Raw genomic sequence first — 17,522 nt, 5'->3', positions numbered from 1 at the left:
ACGTAATAAAAGAGAGGGGGCTAAAGAGCCCCCTCTTTCCGTTTCTATTGAGCAAGTGATTGCTGATATTGCGTCCACAAAGTGCCCACCGGAATGCCGGTGATAAGCTGGAACTGGCTTTCCTTCCATGCGAAGATTTGAGCTTCTGTAAGACCATAAGTATCCAAAGAAGCTTCGTTTAGTTGGCGAATAAATCCGCGATGCTTGGTATCGTCAATCCAACGAATGAAGTTGGCGGTGCCATGGGTGTGCCAGCTGCCTCCTTGCGTTATGCCGTACCGGTCATGATAGCCGGTAGTATAACGCAAGCTGTCCGTCAACGCTTCCACATCGAAATTGCCGTATTGATAGGCATGTCCAATCTCATGATACAGAATGCCGATAATCTCATCGCGCAATGATTGATTAGGATTAGCCGCCACGTTCGCGAGATGCTGGGAATTGAAGGTTAGCGTCTTGAGCTCGCTGTCTCCTCCCATGGAAGCGACCGGACCGGTAGGCTCGATTTTCACTAGTATTTTCTTCACCTCAAGGGGAGCATCTGCCGGACTTAGATACAGCAGCTCATTAACTTTGCGCGTAATTGCCAATATCTCTTGTTCGGCATTGGGAAGCGCCTGCTCGAATGGCGTGAAGCCCGCCAGATTCTGTATTTCAATGGCCGGATTAACAGCATGCCACAAATCATCGGTACGAGAGAACTCTACTTCGCTAAGCTGAACGGTCCAGCCGCTATGATTTTGAATATTGTTCAGCTTGTAGTAACGGTAAGCCGTTGTATGGTTCTCCAGCAAATAATGCTTTCGCTGATGCCGGAGCCTGAAGTTCTCGTTCGTTTTCGTGTCTATCGTCGTCCAGGCAGCAAGATCGTTTGATCCTTGGAGCACCCAGCTCTTGGGATCAGCGTCAGGACTATGATTAGGGGTCTTGGCCGAAGTCAGCGCATAACCGTCGATGGTTACGGCTTCGCCGAAGTCGAATTGCAGCCATGCCGTGTTATTGTAAGTCAACCATTTGGTATTGCTGTTTCCGTCAACCAGATTAGCTTTCACATCGGTTGGCGCATTTTCGCCGCTGGCGGTAACGGTAGGCTTGATCGTTTTGTAGGTCTGCGCTTCGTCGCCGAACAGCTTGATTTCAGCTAATTGCAAGAGACCGCCGTTCTGGTATTGATTCACGAATTGATCAAACTTGATATATTTGTAAGGGGTTGAATTGACGAATGAATACGTATTTGTGTGATGACGCCCCGCAAAGCTTTGATTGGTCTGCGTATTCAAATCCGTCCATTCAATTCCGTCATTGGAGCCTTTGACGACCCAGTTTTTCGGATCACGGTCCGGCGCATCTTCTGCTGACGTAATAGAATAAGCATTCACAACTTTTGCTGTGGCGAATTCATATTGCAGCCATGCCGGCGTACTGAAGGTAAGCCATTTGGAGAAAATAAATTGATCGAATGCTTTGTGCCTGCTTTGGTGATCGCCATTCTCGCCGCTAGCGGTGACTGTTCCGCCTTTTGCGAGATTAGTAGGCAAGATTGTAGTTGTAGACTCCGCAGCTGCTGCGGTCGGAATAGAAGCATCGCTGCCAAAGCCTAGTCCGATTACTGCCGCCAACAGTAGTACTCCCAGTTTCTTCATGTCTCCACGTCCTTTTTATCTATATATGGTCAAGCTCCAAACGAAAACCATTCACCTCCTGATCCTAGTAATAACTAATATGTAAAATATATCATATAAAGTCGAGTTCTCATAGTGTATTTCTCGTAAATATAAGGAGGGCACTTGTCTGACTACTTTATAGGCTTAAATTTTAGCCTCCTAAATTATGGAGCGGAATATAGCAGAGATCATGTTATAATCCTACTAAAGCAGCACATCATCGCACTCAATCCGCAAGCTATTAAGCTTACAACGAGGGGTAATTATGAAATCGCTTCCGCTGTATAAGAGAATTCAAGAAGATATCCGGTTTCAAATTCGGACAGGGCAGCTCAGGCCGGGGGACCGCGTTCCGTCGGAGAAAGAGCTCGCCGAGCACTACCATGTCAGCCAGATTACGTCCAAAAACGCGATTAACGGTCTAGCAGAAGAGGGGATACTTGTCCGGCATCGCGGCAAAGGCACTTTCGTTAATGCCAATCATGAGGATCTGCCTGCGATGAGCCGTCATAAAGGCTTCATCGGGCTGATTTTGCCCAGCATGAAAACAAAGGTCGACCAACGCATTATGAATGCGATTGAACAATATGTCAGAGAAAGCGGCTACTACTTGCTGGTGAAGATTACGCAGGAATCCCCGCTTGAGGAGAGCAGGGCGATCGATGATTTTATGCTGCTGCGGGTGAAGGGGCTTATCATCTTCCCGATTGAGCAAGAAATGTACAACAATGATATATTGCGCTTGACGTTGAATCGGTTCCCGCTTGTGCTGATCGATCGTTATCTGAAGGAAATTGAGACGTACAGCGTCTCTGCGGATAATCTGGACGGAGCTTGCCGCGCAGTCGGCCATCTGCTCAGCAAGGGTCACGAGAACATCGCATTTGTCACCGTGAAGGTGACCAACTCTGCGACGGCGGATCGGGCGGCTGGATTCGAGAAGGCGTTCCTGGAGCGCAATCTGCCTATTCATAAAAGCTTGTGGTGCACGCTGGGCATTGAGGATATCGCATCGGGAAGGAGCGTCTCGATCATACAGGAGTTTCTGGAGGACAATCCCGGCATTACGGCGGTGTTCACTTGCAATGCGGAGCTGACGGGATATACCTATCGAGCCATGAGCACGCTCAGCCAATCGGGGGGGAGAAGGCTGGAGCTGGTAAGCTTCGACCAATCCGAGCTTTCCGATGTGAGCTATGTCAAGCAAAATGTAGAGGAGATGTGCAGGATCACGATCGAGCTTCTGGTGGAGCAAATTCAAGGAACCTATAACCCTAGAAGAGTGGCGGTGCCCGTCACGCTTTTTCACAAAAATATACTTAATAAGATATAAAACCGGAGGGGCCATGGTGGTACGATGTAGGCGTAATATGAAAACGATTACATCAACCGATGGAAAGGGAGGAAGTTATGAAGAAATCGAAGCTACTGCTTGCACTCCTCGTCTTATGCCTGATGTTGCCCGCTTCACTGGCAACCGCGTACCAGAATCCAAGGCCGCTCAGCAACGAATGGCCGACCTATGGCTCCGGCGATCCGTACATTCTGAAGTTCAAAGGCGTCTACTATTTGTATGTCAGCACCAAAGATTCCGAGATTGGCATCAAGGCTTGGAGCTCGACTGATCTGGTGAACTGGACCTACGCCGGATTGGTAGCGACAGACCCCATTACGAAGGCTGCTTACGCGCCGGAGGTCATCTACTGGAACGGATATTTCTATATGTATACCTCCCCGGGGGGCGGGGGCCATTATGTGCTGCGCAGTGAAAGCCCGACAGGCCCTTTCACCATCCAGACTCCGAATAAAGGGCTGACCATTGACGGCCATGTCTTCATCGACGATGACGGACAGTGGTACTTCTACCGCGCAGCGCACGGTCAGATGGTCGCGCATCGCATGAGCGATCCCTATACGTTCGGTCCCGGCTTCAATACTGGCGCAACTGTGAATGGCGGCTGGACCGAAGGGGCGACAGTTGTCAAACGCAACGGCAAATATTATATGACGTACACCGGCAATCACGTACACAGTCCGGCTTATCGGGTCGACTACGCGGTAAGCGACAATCCGCTGACTGGATTCGTACCTGTACAGAACCAAAATCCGGTGCTCATCTCGACAGAGGGGCCAACGATCGGCCTTGGGCATAACGGCTTGGTGACAGGTCCGGATCTGGATTCCATGTACATGTTCTATCATGATTGGAAGGGCTATACGCCTGAGGGCTGGCCGATTCGCAGCATTAATATGGACCGGGTCGTCTGGAACGGCGACAAGATGACCGTCCTTGGACCGACGACGACTTCACAGCCTGATCCAGCGCTTCCTGCTTTCCAGGACCGTTTCAACCGGACAACAATCGGATCAAGCTGGACCAATGTCAATGGCGGCACTTGGGGCATCTACAATCAAGAGCTTATGTGGCAAGATACGATTGGGACGACAACGGCATACAAGCAAATCACCAATGCTGCAACCGCTTCTAATTATACAGCTGAATTCCACGCGAAGCAGATGGCAAGAGGAACGAGCGCAGCACCTCGGTATGGCGCGACCTTCTCCTATGTGGATGAGAACAATTATGGCGTAGCGATGCTTAGCTCCAAGAACAATCAACTGGAGACGAATATGGTTGTTGGCGGAGTCTCCCAAGGCTGGGTGAACGCGGCTTTGCCGGCTGGCTTTGATTACAGCAAGTGGCATAACATTCGGGTAGAAAAGTCGGGGAACTCGTTCAAGATTTACGTGGACAATATGCTGAAGGTTACGAGAACCGCTAATCTGGGAGGCGGTAAAGTAGGCTATGTCTCCGAAGACACCCATGCCGACTTCGCTTATGTCGCCTTTAGCAATCAAGCAGGCGGAAGCAGCGATTGGGACGCGTATAAGCCGATTCCGGGCAAAATTGAAGCAGTCCACTACATGAGCGGCGGCGAAGGAGTCGGATACCATGACTTGACGCCAGCGAATCTCGGCGGTCAATACCGCAGCGATGCGGTAGATATTCGCGTCAATCCCGAGGGCGGCTACAACGTTGGCTGGAATCAGACGGGCGAATGGCTGAAGTATCGGGTGAACGTGGCAGCGACAGGAGCTTACGACGTTACGTTCCGTATGGCAACAACGATGAACGGAGTAGGCATTCGTCTATGGGACGGCGCGACAGCCTTGACAGGCGTTATCTCCATCCCGAATACCGGCGGCTGGGATGCATGGCGATCGGTTACGGTGACGAATATTCCGATGACGCAAGGGCTGCGGGAGATTAGGGTGGAGTTCGTAACGGGCGAAGCGGATTTCGCCAGCATGGAATTCCACAAGCATGCAGCCGTTCCGAGCTTGACGGATAACTTCAACGACAATAACAGCGACGGTTGGAAGCGCTGGGAGGGCAACTGGTCGGTGAGCGGAGGCCAATACCATTCGGCAGGCGGCACCTTCGCGAAGACGACATTCGGCGATGACAACTGGGCCAATTACACGATTGAAGCTGATATCAAAATGAATGAGAGCGGCGGAGATGCCGGGATTATCGTGAGAGGGAAGAATCCGGCAAACGGTCTGGAGCGTGCACAAGGCAATGCCGACTTCTTGCAGGGCTACTACGCCTATATCAAGACAGACGGGGTCTATCTTGGGAAACAAAATTACAATTGGAGCAATCTGGCCGGATTCACAACGCCGCTTGCCATTAATACGTGGCATAAGATGAAGGTCGTCGTGAACGGCACGAATATTAAGGTGTATGTGGGCGATATGACGACGCCGAAGCTGGATTACAATGACCACTCGCCAACGGCGTTCACTCACGGCAAGATAGGCCTGAGAACGGCACACAAGCATACATCGTTCGACAATGTCATCTTGTATCCTTAAATTCATAGACAAGCAGAATTGAAGCAAAGACGGATCCTGCCATGCGGCCGGGTCTTTCTTTGTTCGACAGATCAGATGCGGAGATGATGAACATGGCGGCTCTTGGGAAAGGCAGAACACAATTACGGTCCAGCATTACGTACAAATGGCTGTTGCTGCTCGTGGCGATCACATTGATACCCTTGCTGGTGCTTGGTGCGGTCTCTTATTCCATCACCAAAAATGCAATCGACAAAAAAGTGACGGATGCCTCGAAGCAGCTGATCAGGCAGACGGCGGAGAACATCGATATCCGCTTCTCGGGTTATAAGGATATCGTCATGCAGATGATTACCAATCCGGAGATTATGTCGCTGCTGCACCGGATCAGTCAACGTGACGAGCCATCTGCCGAGCATATATCGCTAACGTCGAAGCTGGCGTACTTTACGGCCGTATCCCCAGAGTTCAAATCCGTGTCCTTCGTAACGGATTCGATGTACATCAAAGGCATATTCCGCTGGGACGACCAGGCCGAGCTGAAGTCCGAATTCTACACCAAGACTATGGCTGCAGGCAACGACTTTGTCTGGTTTCCGACCAGACGAGGCTATTATTCCGATACGGCAGACAGCCATGAGGAAGTCGTTTTCTCCGTCTCGAAGCAAGTGTTCAACATTCATGACGGGCGCCAGCTCGGCATGGCCGTTGTGCTCGATATCCGGGAGGAGATGCTCAGCGAGATATTGAGAAACAATGCGGATGGCGACTTGCGCACGGAGAGCTTTGTCATCGATCAGAACGGCTACATATTGTCCCATGGGGACAAAGGGATGCTGCTTACTCCAGTCGAGAATTGGTTCGAAGCGGAAGAAGCCTCCATACTCATAAGCGGCGGCAAAGAAGACAGCTTTGTCGCCCATTACAAAGGCAAGGAAGTAATGGTCAACTATCAGCAACTCAAAACAAACCATTGGCGGGTCGTGCACGTTATTGAGCGGTCCAGTCTCTATAAGGATTCGGATCAGGTTATTCAAGTGATCGCGATTCTGATGGCGGTTTGCGCATTATTTTCGATAATCGCAGCTTATGCCATGGCGAATTCCGTCTCCAGCCCGTTGAAACGAATGGTGAAAGCCATGAAGCAGGTGCATATCGGCAATCTGTCCACGCGAATCAAACGGGATGACAAGCGCATCGACGAAATTGGCAGCCTCGAATACCATTTCAACGATATGGTGGGACGAATTGAAGAATTGGTGCAGGCCGTCTATCAGGAGCAGAACAATAAGCGCATTGCGGAAGTAAAGGCGCTGGAAGCGCAGATTAACCCGCATTTCTTGTACAATACGCTTGATGCCATTAAGTGGACGGCCTTGTTCCAGAAGGCGAACAATGCCGCCGAGATGGCCAGACTGCTGTCCAGGCTGCTGCACATCAGCATCGGCAAAGGCAGAGACACCGTGCTTGTACAGGAAGAGCTGGAGCATGTGGAATGTTACATGGGCATCCAGAACTTGCGCGCTACAGGCCGTATCGAGATGGTGTATGACATCGAAGAGGAAGTGAAGCTCTATCGGATTCCGAAGGTGATCCTTCAGCCGATCGTAGAGAATGCCGTCCTCCACGGCTTCGCCGACCGCCATGAAGGAGCTGTCATTCGGATCGGATGCCGGAGCATGGAAGGCCGTCTGCTCTTCAGTATTGAAGATAACGGTCACGGATTCGAGTCAGATCTGGCAGATAGCTTCAGCCATCAAATAGAAGATATGCCGAAGAGCGCAACGTTCCTGGGCGTCGGGCTATCGAATGTCGAAGAGCGGATCAAGTTAATTTGCGGCGAGGAATACGGGTTAAGCATAGATAGCAAGATCGGCGAAGGCACCCGGGTAATCATTACGTTGCCGGTCATGAAGGAGGAGAGCAGCCATGTATAAAGTTGTCATCGTCGATGACGAGCATTTGGTCCGTTACGGGATAAAGGCGATGATCGATTGGGAGAGCATCGGCTTCCAGGTCGTCGGAGAGGCCAGCAACGGCCGGGAAGGCTTGCAAGCATTCCAGGAGCTGGCGCCGGATGTGCTGATCACGGATATTAAAATGCCCGTCATGGACGGCATGGAGCTGATCGCGCAGGTACGCATGATTGACCGGGACGCGAAGCTTATCTTGCTGACTTGCCTGGAGGACTTTGAATATGCCCAGCAGGCGCTTCGCCTCGGCACCACCGATTATTTGATTAAATCCAATATGATGCCGCAGGACATGGAGCAAGTGATGCATCATTTGAAAGGCTTGCTAGATGAGGAACGCGGAATGAACGATCGGCCATCTGCATCCAGTGATGCTGCAGCAGCGGAAGCAAGAGAGGCCATCGCCACTGACGCCTTGTTGCTCGGCCTGGCGCACGGGACACTGTCAGCGGGTCATATGTCAGAGGTTATGCAGCGCACATCGGACCTTGACTCTGCGGAAGGGGTTGTTCTGCTTCATATCGAGCTGGACTACATAGAGAAGGTCTGCCGGCAATTGCCGGAGCAAGAGCTCTTGGAGCTGCATACCGGGGGAGCGGGACTCGTGCGCGAGATCTGCTTGGAGATGCTGAACGGCGTCCACTCTTTCTCAGGACGCACCGGAGAATGGAACGTGCTGGTCAAGCATACGGAGGATGTCGAATCGGCAGGGAGAGAGATTATTGACCGGTTATCCGCAGCATGGCCTGTATCCGCCACAGTAGGGATGAGCAGCGCAATTCATAACTTGAAGGAGCTTCGCGACGCCTACCTGCAAGCAGAGCAAGCTTGCCGATTAAAGCTGTTTCTGGGCTGCGGCAGCGTCATTGTTGCAGAGGCGCATCACATGAAGGATACGTCTCAGCAACCAGCGCCGATCACGAACAAAAAGCTGAACGAATATTTGTATTCACTGGACAGCGACGCGATGAGAACATACATCGACCATATCTTCAACGATGCAGAGGGGAGGCTCGATGTGGAGAGAGCACAGCTCATCTCCATCGAGCTGCTGCTTAATCTGACGAATATGTATGCCGACTTAACCCATGATCATGAGTGGCTGTATGATCGGAAGAAGGAACTGTTCGACCAAATTAAGGAGCTGGAAACCTTGACTGACCGCAAGCGCTGGTTCGTTCAGGTGTATGAGGAACTCATTATGAAGGTGCGAAGCGTCTATACCAGCGACCAAGGCTCTATTCCGAAAGTAGTCTCGTATATTGACCAGCATTATGATCAAGAGCTCTCCTTGCAAATTTTAAGCGAGCATGTCCACCTTAGCAAAAATTATTTGGCCAACCTGTTCAAGAAAGAGACGGGAGAAGGGGTCATCGACTACATTACAAGAGTGCGCATCGACCGCGCCAAGTCGCTGCTGCGCGGCACGGAGCTGAGAAGCAGTGAGATTAGCCAGAGGGTAGGCATTCCGGACTCGAAATACTTCTCCAAGCTGTTCAAAAAAATGACTGGCGTGACGCCCAGCGAGTATCGGGAAGCCGTTCATGCGACATCGCATCTGTAGATTTGACACCTGCCGGTACATATTCCACCGCACGGATCGATAGCAGGATTCGTGCGTTTTTTATTCCATCATATTTTACGACAGACACCGTTGATCCTAACGTTTCTGTATGACGGTTCAACCCTTATGATGGATACAGGAACGCGGTGAACGCGCTTACATCATGAGACAAAGCGCTGACTCGCGTCCGAATTCGATAAGGAAAAGGGGTACATCCATGGCAAGAAACAAAAGATGGGTCAACATGCTTCTGACATCGCTTGCAGTCATTCTCGTATTGGCGGGCTGCTCAGGCAACGGCAACAAGCCGGCGAATACGAGCAGTCCGTCGCCGACCGCTTCGAACAGCGGCTCGGACGGCGGTGAATCCGGCCAACCGGTCGAGATTACGTTCTGGAATTTGTTCGGCGGCGGCGAAGGCGACTTCGTCGATCAGATTGTGAGCGGATTCAATGAGTCGCAGAACGAAGTGACGGTCAAGACGCTAAGACTGGAATCCAATGAATATTACGCCAAGTTCGGCACCGCGCTGGCTTCGGGCAAAGGCCCGGACGTAGCTGTCGCACATGCTGACCGTCTGGCTCCGTTCGTTAAGGCAGGCCAGCTTAGCCCGCTCGATGAGCTTGCAGGTCAAGCCGATTTCAACTTCACAGAAATTACAGACGCGAACGTCGAGAGCGTCAGCTACGACGGTAAGCCATACGCCGTACCGCTCGACACGCATTTCCACATGTTCTACTACAATAAGGACTTGCTGGAGCAAGCCGGGCTGCTGAACGAAGACGGCACTCCGAAGTTCAATGACATCTCGCCGGAAGGCTTCAAGCAATTCCTGTCCGAGATCAAGAGCAAGGTGCCTGATGTTACGCCATTCGGCGTCAATACGCCTTACTTCCATGAGCCGTTCTACAACCTCTATTATCAAGCAGGCGGCAGCATCTTGACCGATGATCTGAGCCAAGCGGCTATTAACAATGAACAAGCGCTTAGCGTGCTGAATTTCTACCTGGATCTGTATGATCAAGGCCTGAGCGATATTAACGACAAGACGCCTTGGGATACCTTCCACAGCGGCAAAGCTGCAACCTGGTTCGGCGGTGTATGGGAAGCCGGTTGGCATCTGGGCGAAGAAGGCCTCAATGTCGGCATTACTTCCATTCCTGCTTTCTTCGGTAGTGAGTCTCATTGGTCCGGATCGCATACGCTGGTCATTCCGGAGTATGTAGCGGATGAGAAGAAGGTAGCGGCAATGAAATTTATGAAGTACTTCACGATGGAAGGCGGCAAGACTTGGGGCCAAGCGGGACATGTGCCAGCGGGCAAAGCTGTTATTGCAAGCGACGAGTACTTGAGCCAGCCATACCGCGATGAATTCATCAAGTCTCAGCAAACCGTTAAATATGCGCCGAAGACCGACCAATACAACGCAATCGATACCGTTGTGAAGGAAGCTCTGCAAGGCATCATCTTCAAGACGATCACGCCTGAGGAAGGCTTGAAAGGCATGGAGAAGGAAATTAACGAAATCGTTCAAAACTAATCGATTGACCGCTGTGGAATTGCATCGCTAAGGATGCCGTTCCACAGCTTTATCTTACAGAGACAGATACGGCTTGCCGGCCATTGGAGGAGGATAACCGTGAAAGTTCAGCAAGCTGCCAGCGCCGGATGGAAGAAATACATGAAGCTTGAACTGTCGGCGCTTGCCTTTTTGGCGCCGTTCCTAATCCCGCTGCTACTCTTTTATATTTGGCCGCTGCTGAGAGGCGTATGGATCAGCTTTCATTCATGGGGCATTCTCGGCATGCAGAAGTACGTTGGCCTCAGCAACTATAAGAAGCTGCTGACAGGCGGCGATTTCTTTCATTATCTATGGAACAGTTTTTATTTCGTGCTGTTGATCGTGCCGATCATTATTGCGCTGGGTTTGCTGCTAGCCCTATTGGTTCAGAGAAAGATCCCGCTACAGACTACCTTCCGGTCGATCTACTTTTTACCTTATGTGCTCTCCGTTTCGGTGATCAGCTTTATCTGGCTGCGGATGTTCGATTCGAAAAACGGGCTTCTGAACGTCATATTGGATTTCCTCGGCTTGCCGGCCGTCCATTGGCTGACAAGTCCCGGGGCGGCATGGTGGTCGATCGTCATCGCTACCGTATGGTGGACAGTCGGATTTGTTATGGTGCTGTTCTTGGCAGGGCTGCAAGAGATATCGCCTGACCTGTATGAAGCGGCGGATATCGACGGCGCATCGGCCTTCCATAAGTTTCGTTATATTACGCTCCCTGGATTAATGCCCGTGATGAAGATTCAGATCTTCTTCCAGATTATCGCCGGCCTGAAGCTGTTCGGCCAAGTGCAAATTATGACGAACGGCGGTCCAGGCGATGCGACGAATACGATTATTCGCTATATCTACGTAACCGGGTTCAAAAAGGATATGTTCGGTCTAGCGGCCGCACAATCCACTATGTTCTGCATCTTTATGCTGCTAGTCGCAGCCGTTCAATACATGTTCATGAATCGCAAGACAGATTAGAAGGAGGGAATGCGTATGGCACGTATCTTCATCTACTTATTGACTTTGCTGTTGGCCGTCGTGTTTGTGATTCCTCTAGTCTGGATGTTCGTTGTTTCCTTCAAACCTGAGGGCGTATCCGCCATCACGATCAAAGAATGGATTGATTTCTCGGATCTGACGCTGAGCAACTATGCCAAGGTATTGACAGAATCCCAGATTCTAACATGGACCTGGAACAGCCTGGTTATCGGTGTGATTACGACCGTTATTACGATAGTAATTAGCTCGCTGGCTGGATTTGCATTTTCACGGAAGAAATTCAAAACCAAAGGCTTCTGGTTTCTCTTATGCGTATCCGGGCTTCTGATTCCGACGGAGGCTATGCTTATTCCGCTATATGAGACGGTGCTGAACATTCAATTGCTGGACAATATATGGGGAATCATTCTGCCAAGCCTGACCAATCCACTGGGACTGATCCTGATCAAGCAGTTCATGGACGGACTACCGAAGGATTATAAGGAGGCAGCGCAAATAGACGGCTGCAAGGATCTGCGCATGTGGTGGTCGATTTACGTACCGCTGACGCGCTCGGCTATGATTTCGATCGGTATTTTTTATTTCATCATGTCATGGAACAACTTTATCTGGCCTTATATCGCTATCAACACGCAGGAAAGCATGGTGCTCGCGACAGGGCTGCCGACCTTCCTGGCGAACAACGTGCTGCATGTGAATACCATTATGACAGCGAGCGCGATAGCGGCGATTCCTACTATGATTGTCTTCATTCTTTTGCAGCGCCATATCGTGCAAGGGGTGGCCATGACCGGGGTGAAGGGATAACGGATTGCTGCTTGGATAGATTGACTACGACAAAGGAGTGCAGGATGCGACTATGACAACGAGCAGATATATCAAAGATTATCCTCGGCCGCAGTTCGTCAGGGATGAATGGACGAATCTGAATGGGGAATGGGCGTTCGGCTTCGATGACACCAATATCGGTGAAAGCGAGGAGTGGCCGTCGCAATTCGGCGGTGACCGTACGATAATCGTGCCGTTCACGTATGAGACCGAAGCAAGCGGAATCAACGAGCACGACCACCATCGTAATGTATGGTATCAACGGACAATGGAGGTTCCGGTTGAACAAGCAGGGAAGTCCGTTATCCTCCACTTCCAGGCTGTGGATTACATCTCGAAGGTATGGGTGAACGGCCGGTATGTCGGTCTGCATCAAGGCGGTTATAGCGCCTTTTCCTTTGATATTACGCCATATGTGGTATATGGAGGAAGCAACAGCGTGACAGTTAAAGCCGAAGACAGCATGGACGCCGCCCAGCCGCGCGGCAAGCAGCGCTGGACGAAGGACAGCTTCGAATGCTTCTATGTCCAGACGACGGGCATCTGGCAATCCGTATGGCTGGAATATGTGAATCCGGTACATATCCAAGCGGTCAAAATGACACCGGATATCGACACGCGCAGCCTGAAGCTGGAATATCAGGTTCAAGGCGATCTGACCTCTGGAGACATCCGTCTGGAGACCATCATCAGCCTGAAAGGAAATCGCTTGAAGCAGCTGAGCCTGGCGATTGATCGTCCTTGGCTCCAGCTCGATATCGATCTGCTGCATGAGCAGAACGGCCCATGGAAGATGAGCTACTGGACGCCAGCGACTCCTCATTTGTATGATATCGAATTTGTTCTGTACAAGGGGAATGAGAAGCTGGACCATGTCTATTCTTACTTTGGCATGAGAAAGATTTCGACCAGGGACGGACAGATTCTGCTGAACAATGAACCGATCTACCAGCGGCTGCTGCTGGATCAAGGCTATTGGACGGAGAGCCATCTCACGCCGCCGTCGGAGGAAGCGATTCTGAAGGACATTCATGCGATTCTAGCGATGGGTTATAACGGAGTACGCAAGCATATGAAGGTGGAGGACCCGCGCTTTCTGTATTGGTGCGATGTGCTCGGCTTGCTGGTGTGGTCAGAGATGGCGGCGACCTTCGAATTTAATGACGATGCCATTCAGAGGTTTACCAGTGAATGGATGGATATTGTGCGCCAATATTACAATCATCCCTCGATCATTACGTGGGTGCCATTCAACGAGTCATGGGGCATCATGAATGTGGCCAAGGACCGCAGGCAGCAAGCATTCACGGAGTCGATCTACCACCTGACCAAATCCTTTGATCCGATGCGTCTTGTCGTCTCTAACGACGGATGGGAGCATACGGTCTCCGATATTCTGACGCTTCACGATTATGTGGAGAGCGGCGAGGAATTCCGCCAGCGCTACAGTAACAAGGATAACATTGTTCACAACCGTATTGCCTTCAACAACAGGAAATACGCTTATGCTGACGGATATCAGTATAAGGGGCAGCCGGTCATCCTGAGTGAATTCGGAGGCGTCGCCTTTAAGAACGATGCAGGATGGGGCTATGGCAATCAGGAAGCGACGGAGGAGTCCTATCTGAATCGGCTAAAGGAGCTTCATGAGGCGGTTAAGGCGACAGACTATATTGTCGGCTACTGCTATACGCAAATTACCGATGTTCAGCAAGAAGTGAATGGCTTGCTTGCGGAGAACCGCGATCTTAAGGTTCCGCTTGCGGCCATCAAGGAATTGAATAAGCCGTAGCCATTCATTGTGCTTCAGGTAAGTCTGTGGACCGCGCCCTCGTGTGCGGTCTTTTTTTCTATTGAACTATACGGGCCAATCCCCCATAATACACGATAGAATAGGAGGAGGACTCGAGTCCATGCATATTCAAGCCAACACGAAAGTCGATCACGAAAGCAAGGCCGGGAAGCTCCAGGAGTGGACAACTCCCGGCAAGCAGCAGCAGCTCTATAAGCGCACGCTAGCCATTGTTGTATGTTCTCAATTATTCGGTGGTGCGGGACTTGCGGCAGGCGTGACCGTAGGCGCGCTGCTCGCGCAAGATATGCTTGGCACGGAGCGTTATGCCGGGATTCCGGCAGCTCTGATTACGCTCGGCTCCGCACTCGCATCCTTCCTGATGGGACGTCTAACCCAACGATTCGGAAGACGGTCCGGTCTGGCGACTGGTTTCCTTGCAGGCGGAATTGGAGCTATCGGAATTATTATGGCAGCCGTGGCTGCGAACATTCCTTTATTGTATTTCTCACTCTTTATCTATGGGGCGGGCACAGCCACCAACCTACAAGCTCGCTATGCAGGTACCGATCTTGCGAAGCCGAAGCAAAGGGCAACCGCAATCAGCATCGCCATGGTATCTACGACATTCGGAGCGGTAGCCGGCCCTAATCTGGTCAGTGTGATGGGGAACTTCGCTGAATCGATCGGCGTCCCGAGACTGGCAGGACCGTTCATCCTAGCGGCGGGAGCCTTTACGCTTGCCGGACTCATCATTCTTGTGTTGTTGCGTCCTGATCCGTTCTTGGTCGCCAGCAGGATAGCGGAAGCGCAAGCAGCTGCCCATCCATCACAGAACAGCAAGGCTCAAGCGGGCAACCGTCAGGGGATCAAGCTGGGAGCAGCCATTATGATCTTGACACAAATCATCATGGTCGCCATCATGACCATGACACCGATCCATATGACTCATCATGGCCACGGACTCGGCGAAGTGGGCATCGTCATCGGCATCCATGTCGGCGCAATGTACCTGCCGTCGCTCTTCACCGGCATGCTGATTGATCGCATCGGCAGAATCAAAATGGCTTGCGCGTCCGGCGTCGTCTTGCTTGCGTCCGGACTGCTCGCAGCATTGGGACCGGCGGATTCCATGATTTCGCTTATCACGGCGCTTGCGCTGCTGGGCCTTGGCTGGAATCTGGGGCTCATTAGCGGAACAGCCCTTATTGTCGATTCCACTAGCCAAGCGACCAGAGCGAAGACGCAAGGCACGGTAGACGTGCTGATTGCACTCGCGGGTGCTTCCGGCGGCGTGTTATCCGGCATGATGGTGGCGCAATTCAGCTATGCGGCACTTGCTTTGGCAGGTGGATTGTTGTCTCTGCTGCTCATCCCGGTTATGTTCTGGTCATCCAAATCATCCAAATAGCAGGTTGAGTTACGCTGTTCAGGCAACATGCAGGCGGATAGGAAGAAAGCAGCCATTCTTGCCGGATGGCTGCTTTTTGTTATTCCAGCAACCTTAAACCAAGTTGTTTCGTTTAGGAAATAGTAGAAAATGATGGATTTATCAAGAGGGGAGGAACGGATGATGGTTGCAAGGCTACAGCTGAGGTATGGGGTCGTTTTCCTATTGTTCTTCCTGATCCTGCAGGCTTGCAGCGCAAAAGCGGAGGTTGAGCAAAATGACCAGCCTGTTCCAATCCCGCTGCCAGCGAATATCGGGTCTATTACCGTTTTCGAGCAACAGCTCAATCAAGTTGTCGTGGAGCATACTGCTTCTGATACGATAGAAGTATTGCTCAAGGGGTTAAAGCAAGCGAAGCCTTCCTATATCGGCGATCCCGAATACAGCGGTACGAAATATAGGGTTGAATTGGCTGCTCCGAAGAAAAAGCTAGTCTTGGAGCTGAATGACCTGACAGCAACCGCTTCAACCGATGTCAGCGCCAAGGTATATCTGATCTTGCCTGGTGAAGAGCGGGCGAGGGCCTGGTCTCTGCCGTCCGAATGGATACAGAACCTGCTGCACTCAGAGGCTGAACCTGTTATTCAATTGACGCTGGATCAGGTCAATGATTCTGTCACGCTTGCAGCGAATCGTGCGATTGACAAGACGTCCCTAGAGGAAGCTCTGAAAACATATATGGTGATTTATCCGCCTGCAGGAGATACTGCATCTGTATACAGGCTGAATTGGACGGACTCTCGCAGAGTCGTCATCGGATTTCCTCATTTGCCGGAAGGGTCAGCTGCGGAATTCAAGCTGGACGGCGTGCTGACGCAGGAGGGGAAGCCATTCCAGGTTAACTCGCCGCTGGAGGGCAGGTTGATAACGATTCATCAAGGGCTTGCTTGGAGTGGTCTGCAATGGGTAGATCCAGGGGGCAAAAGGGTACGCGAGCATGCTTTTCAAACGGCTGTGTCCATCATGCCGGCAAGCTCCTCATCTCATGATTCGGAGATCATCATTTATAATCATGATATACCAGCGTATCGGTTGGATTTGAAGTCTGGTCATGTTGAGGATATTCTGACCAAGGAGGCAATCGATGTATCTGAGCTTGCAGTGAACGATAACGGAATAGGCTTTATATTTTCTTACAGTGACAATAAGGAACGGCTTTACATGCTGCATGGATGGGAAACCGTCTACCGGATGGAGACAAACGGCGGCCAGAAGAAATTGATTTATACCTCGGACCGGCCGATCTATGGCATGGCCGCATCGCCAGACGGAAAGCATGTAGCGGTATTGACCGATTCGAGCGGGAGCTTGGGGCCTTATGCCGATTTGCGGGTAATCGATGCCGACGGGAAGTTGGTCTCCGAATTCAAGGAGGCGGCATACAGCGGACATAGCGACGGCTGGTATTTCATATATCCGGTGAGATGGACGGACAACGAGAGGATAGAGGTGCCTATAATCGGCAACTCGGGAGAAGCATTTTTCCGAGGCAAAGCGGCGTTCCATTATAAGAAGGGGTTGCAGCAGAAGCAGGGGAATGAGACTTTGTCTGCGGCTGACATTGCGATTCTAAAGGCATCTATTGACGGATGGGACGAAATGGATCTGTTGCGTGTGCTTCCAAGGTCCGAAGCAGCCGGGGAACGGTATATTGCCATTACATTGGCAGGCTCAGGCAGCTGGCTGATTGATCGAGAGGAGCAGCAAGCACGCAAGCTCGGATCAGGGCCGGTAATTGCCTGGACGCCCAAGGGGCATGTGGTTTACTGGCATACTACTGAAGGAATGTCTGCGGACTTTATTTCCATTGATTAGCTCGTAGCGATGGAACAA

11 protein-coding genes are annotated in these 17,522 nt (G+C 51.3%); 10 read left to right on the top strand and 1 reads right to left on the bottom strand.

Annotation, left to right across the window (positions count from 1 at the left end; all coding sequences use genetic code 11):
* Nucleotides 1-44: 44 nt before the first annotated feature.
* On the bottom strand, nt 45-1,643 hold the full coding sequence (locus AC0YNW_RS12565) for a discoidin domain-containing protein (protein WP_475832280.1): 1,599 nt from the start codon (nt 1,641-1,643) through the stop codon (nt 45-47).
* 286 nt (nt 1,644-1,929) lie between these two features.
* Here AC0YNW_RS12565 and AC0YNW_RS12560 point away from each other — a divergent pair, with 286 nt between their 5' ends.
* From AC0YNW_RS12560 to AC0YNW_RS12515, 10 genes are all read left to right on the top strand, one after another.
* Nucleotides 1,930-2,997 carry a GntR family transcriptional regulator gene (locus tag AC0YNW_RS12560; RefSeq protein WP_387473010.1) on the top strand — a complete coding sequence of 356 codons (1,068 nt, stop codon included), beginning with the start codon at nt 1,930-1,932 and terminating at the stop codon, nt 2,995-2,997.
* Between the two features lie 77 nt (nt 2,998-3,074).
* Nucleotides 3,075-5,543, top strand: a complete 2,469-nt coding sequence (locus tag AC0YNW_RS12555; RefSeq protein ID WP_475832279.1) for a family 43 glycosylhydrolase — start codon at nt 3,075-3,077, stop codon at nt 5,541-5,543.
* Between the two features lie 92 nt (nt 5,544-5,635).
* Nucleotides 5,636-7,459 (top strand): cache domain-containing sensor histidine kinase, encoded by a 1,824-nt coding sequence (locus tag AC0YNW_RS12550; protein WP_475832278.1) that lies wholly within the window; start codon nt 5,636-5,638, stop codon nt 7,457-7,459.
* Nucleotides 7,452-9,059: a response regulator transcription factor gene (locus AC0YNW_RS12545; RefSeq protein WP_475832277.1), complete on the top strand. Its 1,608-nt coding sequence runs from the start codon at nt 7,452-7,454 to the stop codon at nt 9,057-9,059. Before AC0YNW_RS12550 ends, AC0YNW_RS12545 begins: the two co-directional genes overlap by 8 nt.
* Before the next feature lie 217 nt (nt 9,060-9,276).
* The gene (locus tag AC0YNW_RS12540; RefSeq protein WP_475832276.1) at nt 9,277-10,599 is read left to right on the top strand and encodes an ABC transporter substrate-binding protein; all 1,323 of its coding nucleotides are present in this window, start codon (nt 9,277-9,279) and stop codon (nt 10,597-10,599) included.
* Nucleotides 10,600-10,698: 99 nt separating this feature from the next.
* A complete protein-coding gene (locus tag AC0YNW_RS12535) occupies nt 10,699-11,598 on the top strand; it encodes a carbohydrate ABC transporter permease (protein WP_475832275.1) in 900 nt (299 codons plus the stop codon).
* A 15-nt stretch (nt 11,599-11,613) separates the two neighbouring features.
* Nucleotides 11,614-12,426: a carbohydrate ABC transporter permease gene (locus AC0YNW_RS12530; RefSeq protein ID WP_387472998.1), complete on the top strand. Its 813-nt coding sequence runs from the start codon at nt 11,614-11,616 to the stop codon at nt 12,424-12,426.
* A 52-nt stretch (nt 12,427-12,478) separates the two neighbouring features.
* On the top strand, nt 12,479-14,239 hold the full coding sequence (locus AC0YNW_RS12525; protein WP_475832274.1) for a glycoside hydrolase family 2 protein: 1,761 nt from the start codon (nt 12,479-12,481) through the stop codon (nt 14,237-14,239).
* A gap of 121 nt (nt 14,240-14,360) precedes the next feature.
* Nucleotides 14,361-15,650, top strand: coding sequence for an MFS transporter (locus AC0YNW_RS12520; protein ID WP_475832273.1), 1,290 nt, complete (start codon nt 14,361-14,363; stop codon nt 15,648-15,650).
* A 129-nt stretch (nt 15,651-15,779) separates the two neighbouring features.
* Nucleotides 15,780-17,504: a TolB family protein gene (locus tag AC0YNW_RS12515; RefSeq protein WP_475832272.1), complete on the top strand. Its 1,725-nt coding sequence runs from the start codon at nt 15,780-15,782 to the stop codon at nt 17,502-17,504.
* Nucleotides 17,505-17,522 lie beyond the last annotated feature (18 nt).

The sequence above is a fragment of the Paenibacillus sp. J31R120 genome (assembly GCF_056269225.1).
Note: the sequence above shows the minus strand (reverse complement) of the source record. Positions and strands in the feature narration are given on the sequence as shown.

Bases quoted from the DNA above. Each gene is read 5' to 3' on its own strand.
- AC0YNW_RS12515 (WP_475832272.1), top strand. From the start codon at position 15,780: ATGATGGATTTATCAAGAGGGGAGGAACGGATGATGGTTGCAAGGCTA.
- AC0YNW_RS12545 (WP_475832277.1), top strand. From the start codon at position 7,452: ATGTATAAAGTTGTCATCGTCGATGACGAGCATTTGGTCCGTTACGGG.
- AC0YNW_RS12555 (WP_475832279.1), top strand. From the start codon at position 3,075: ATGAAGAAATCGAAGCTACTGCTTGCACTCCTCGTCTTATGCCTGATG.
- AC0YNW_RS12540 (WP_475832276.1), top strand. From the start codon at position 9,277: ATGGCAAGAAACAAAAGATGGGTCAACATGCTTCTGACATCGCTTGCA.
- AC0YNW_RS12525 (WP_475832274.1), top strand. From the start codon at position 12,479: ATGACAACGAGCAGATATATCAAAGATTATCCTCGGCCGCAGTTCGTC.
- AC0YNW_RS12520 (WP_475832273.1), top strand. From the start codon at position 14,361: ATGCATATTCAAGCCAACACGAAAGTCGATCACGAAAGCAAGGCCGGG.
- AC0YNW_RS12560 (WP_387473010.1), top strand. From the start codon at position 1,930: ATGAAATCGCTTCCGCTGTATAAGAGAATTCAAGAAGATATCCGGTTT.
- AC0YNW_RS12550 (WP_475832278.1), top strand. From the start codon at position 5,636: ATGGCGGCTCTTGGGAAAGGCAGAACACAATTACGGTCCAGCATTACG.
- AC0YNW_RS12530 (WP_387472998.1), top strand. From the start codon at position 11,614: ATGGCACGTATCTTCATCTACTTATTGACTTTGCTGTTGGCCGTCGTG.
- AC0YNW_RS12565 (WP_475832280.1), bottom strand. From the start codon at position 1,643: ATGAAGAAACTGGGAGTACTACTGTTGGCGGCAGTAATCGGACTAGGC.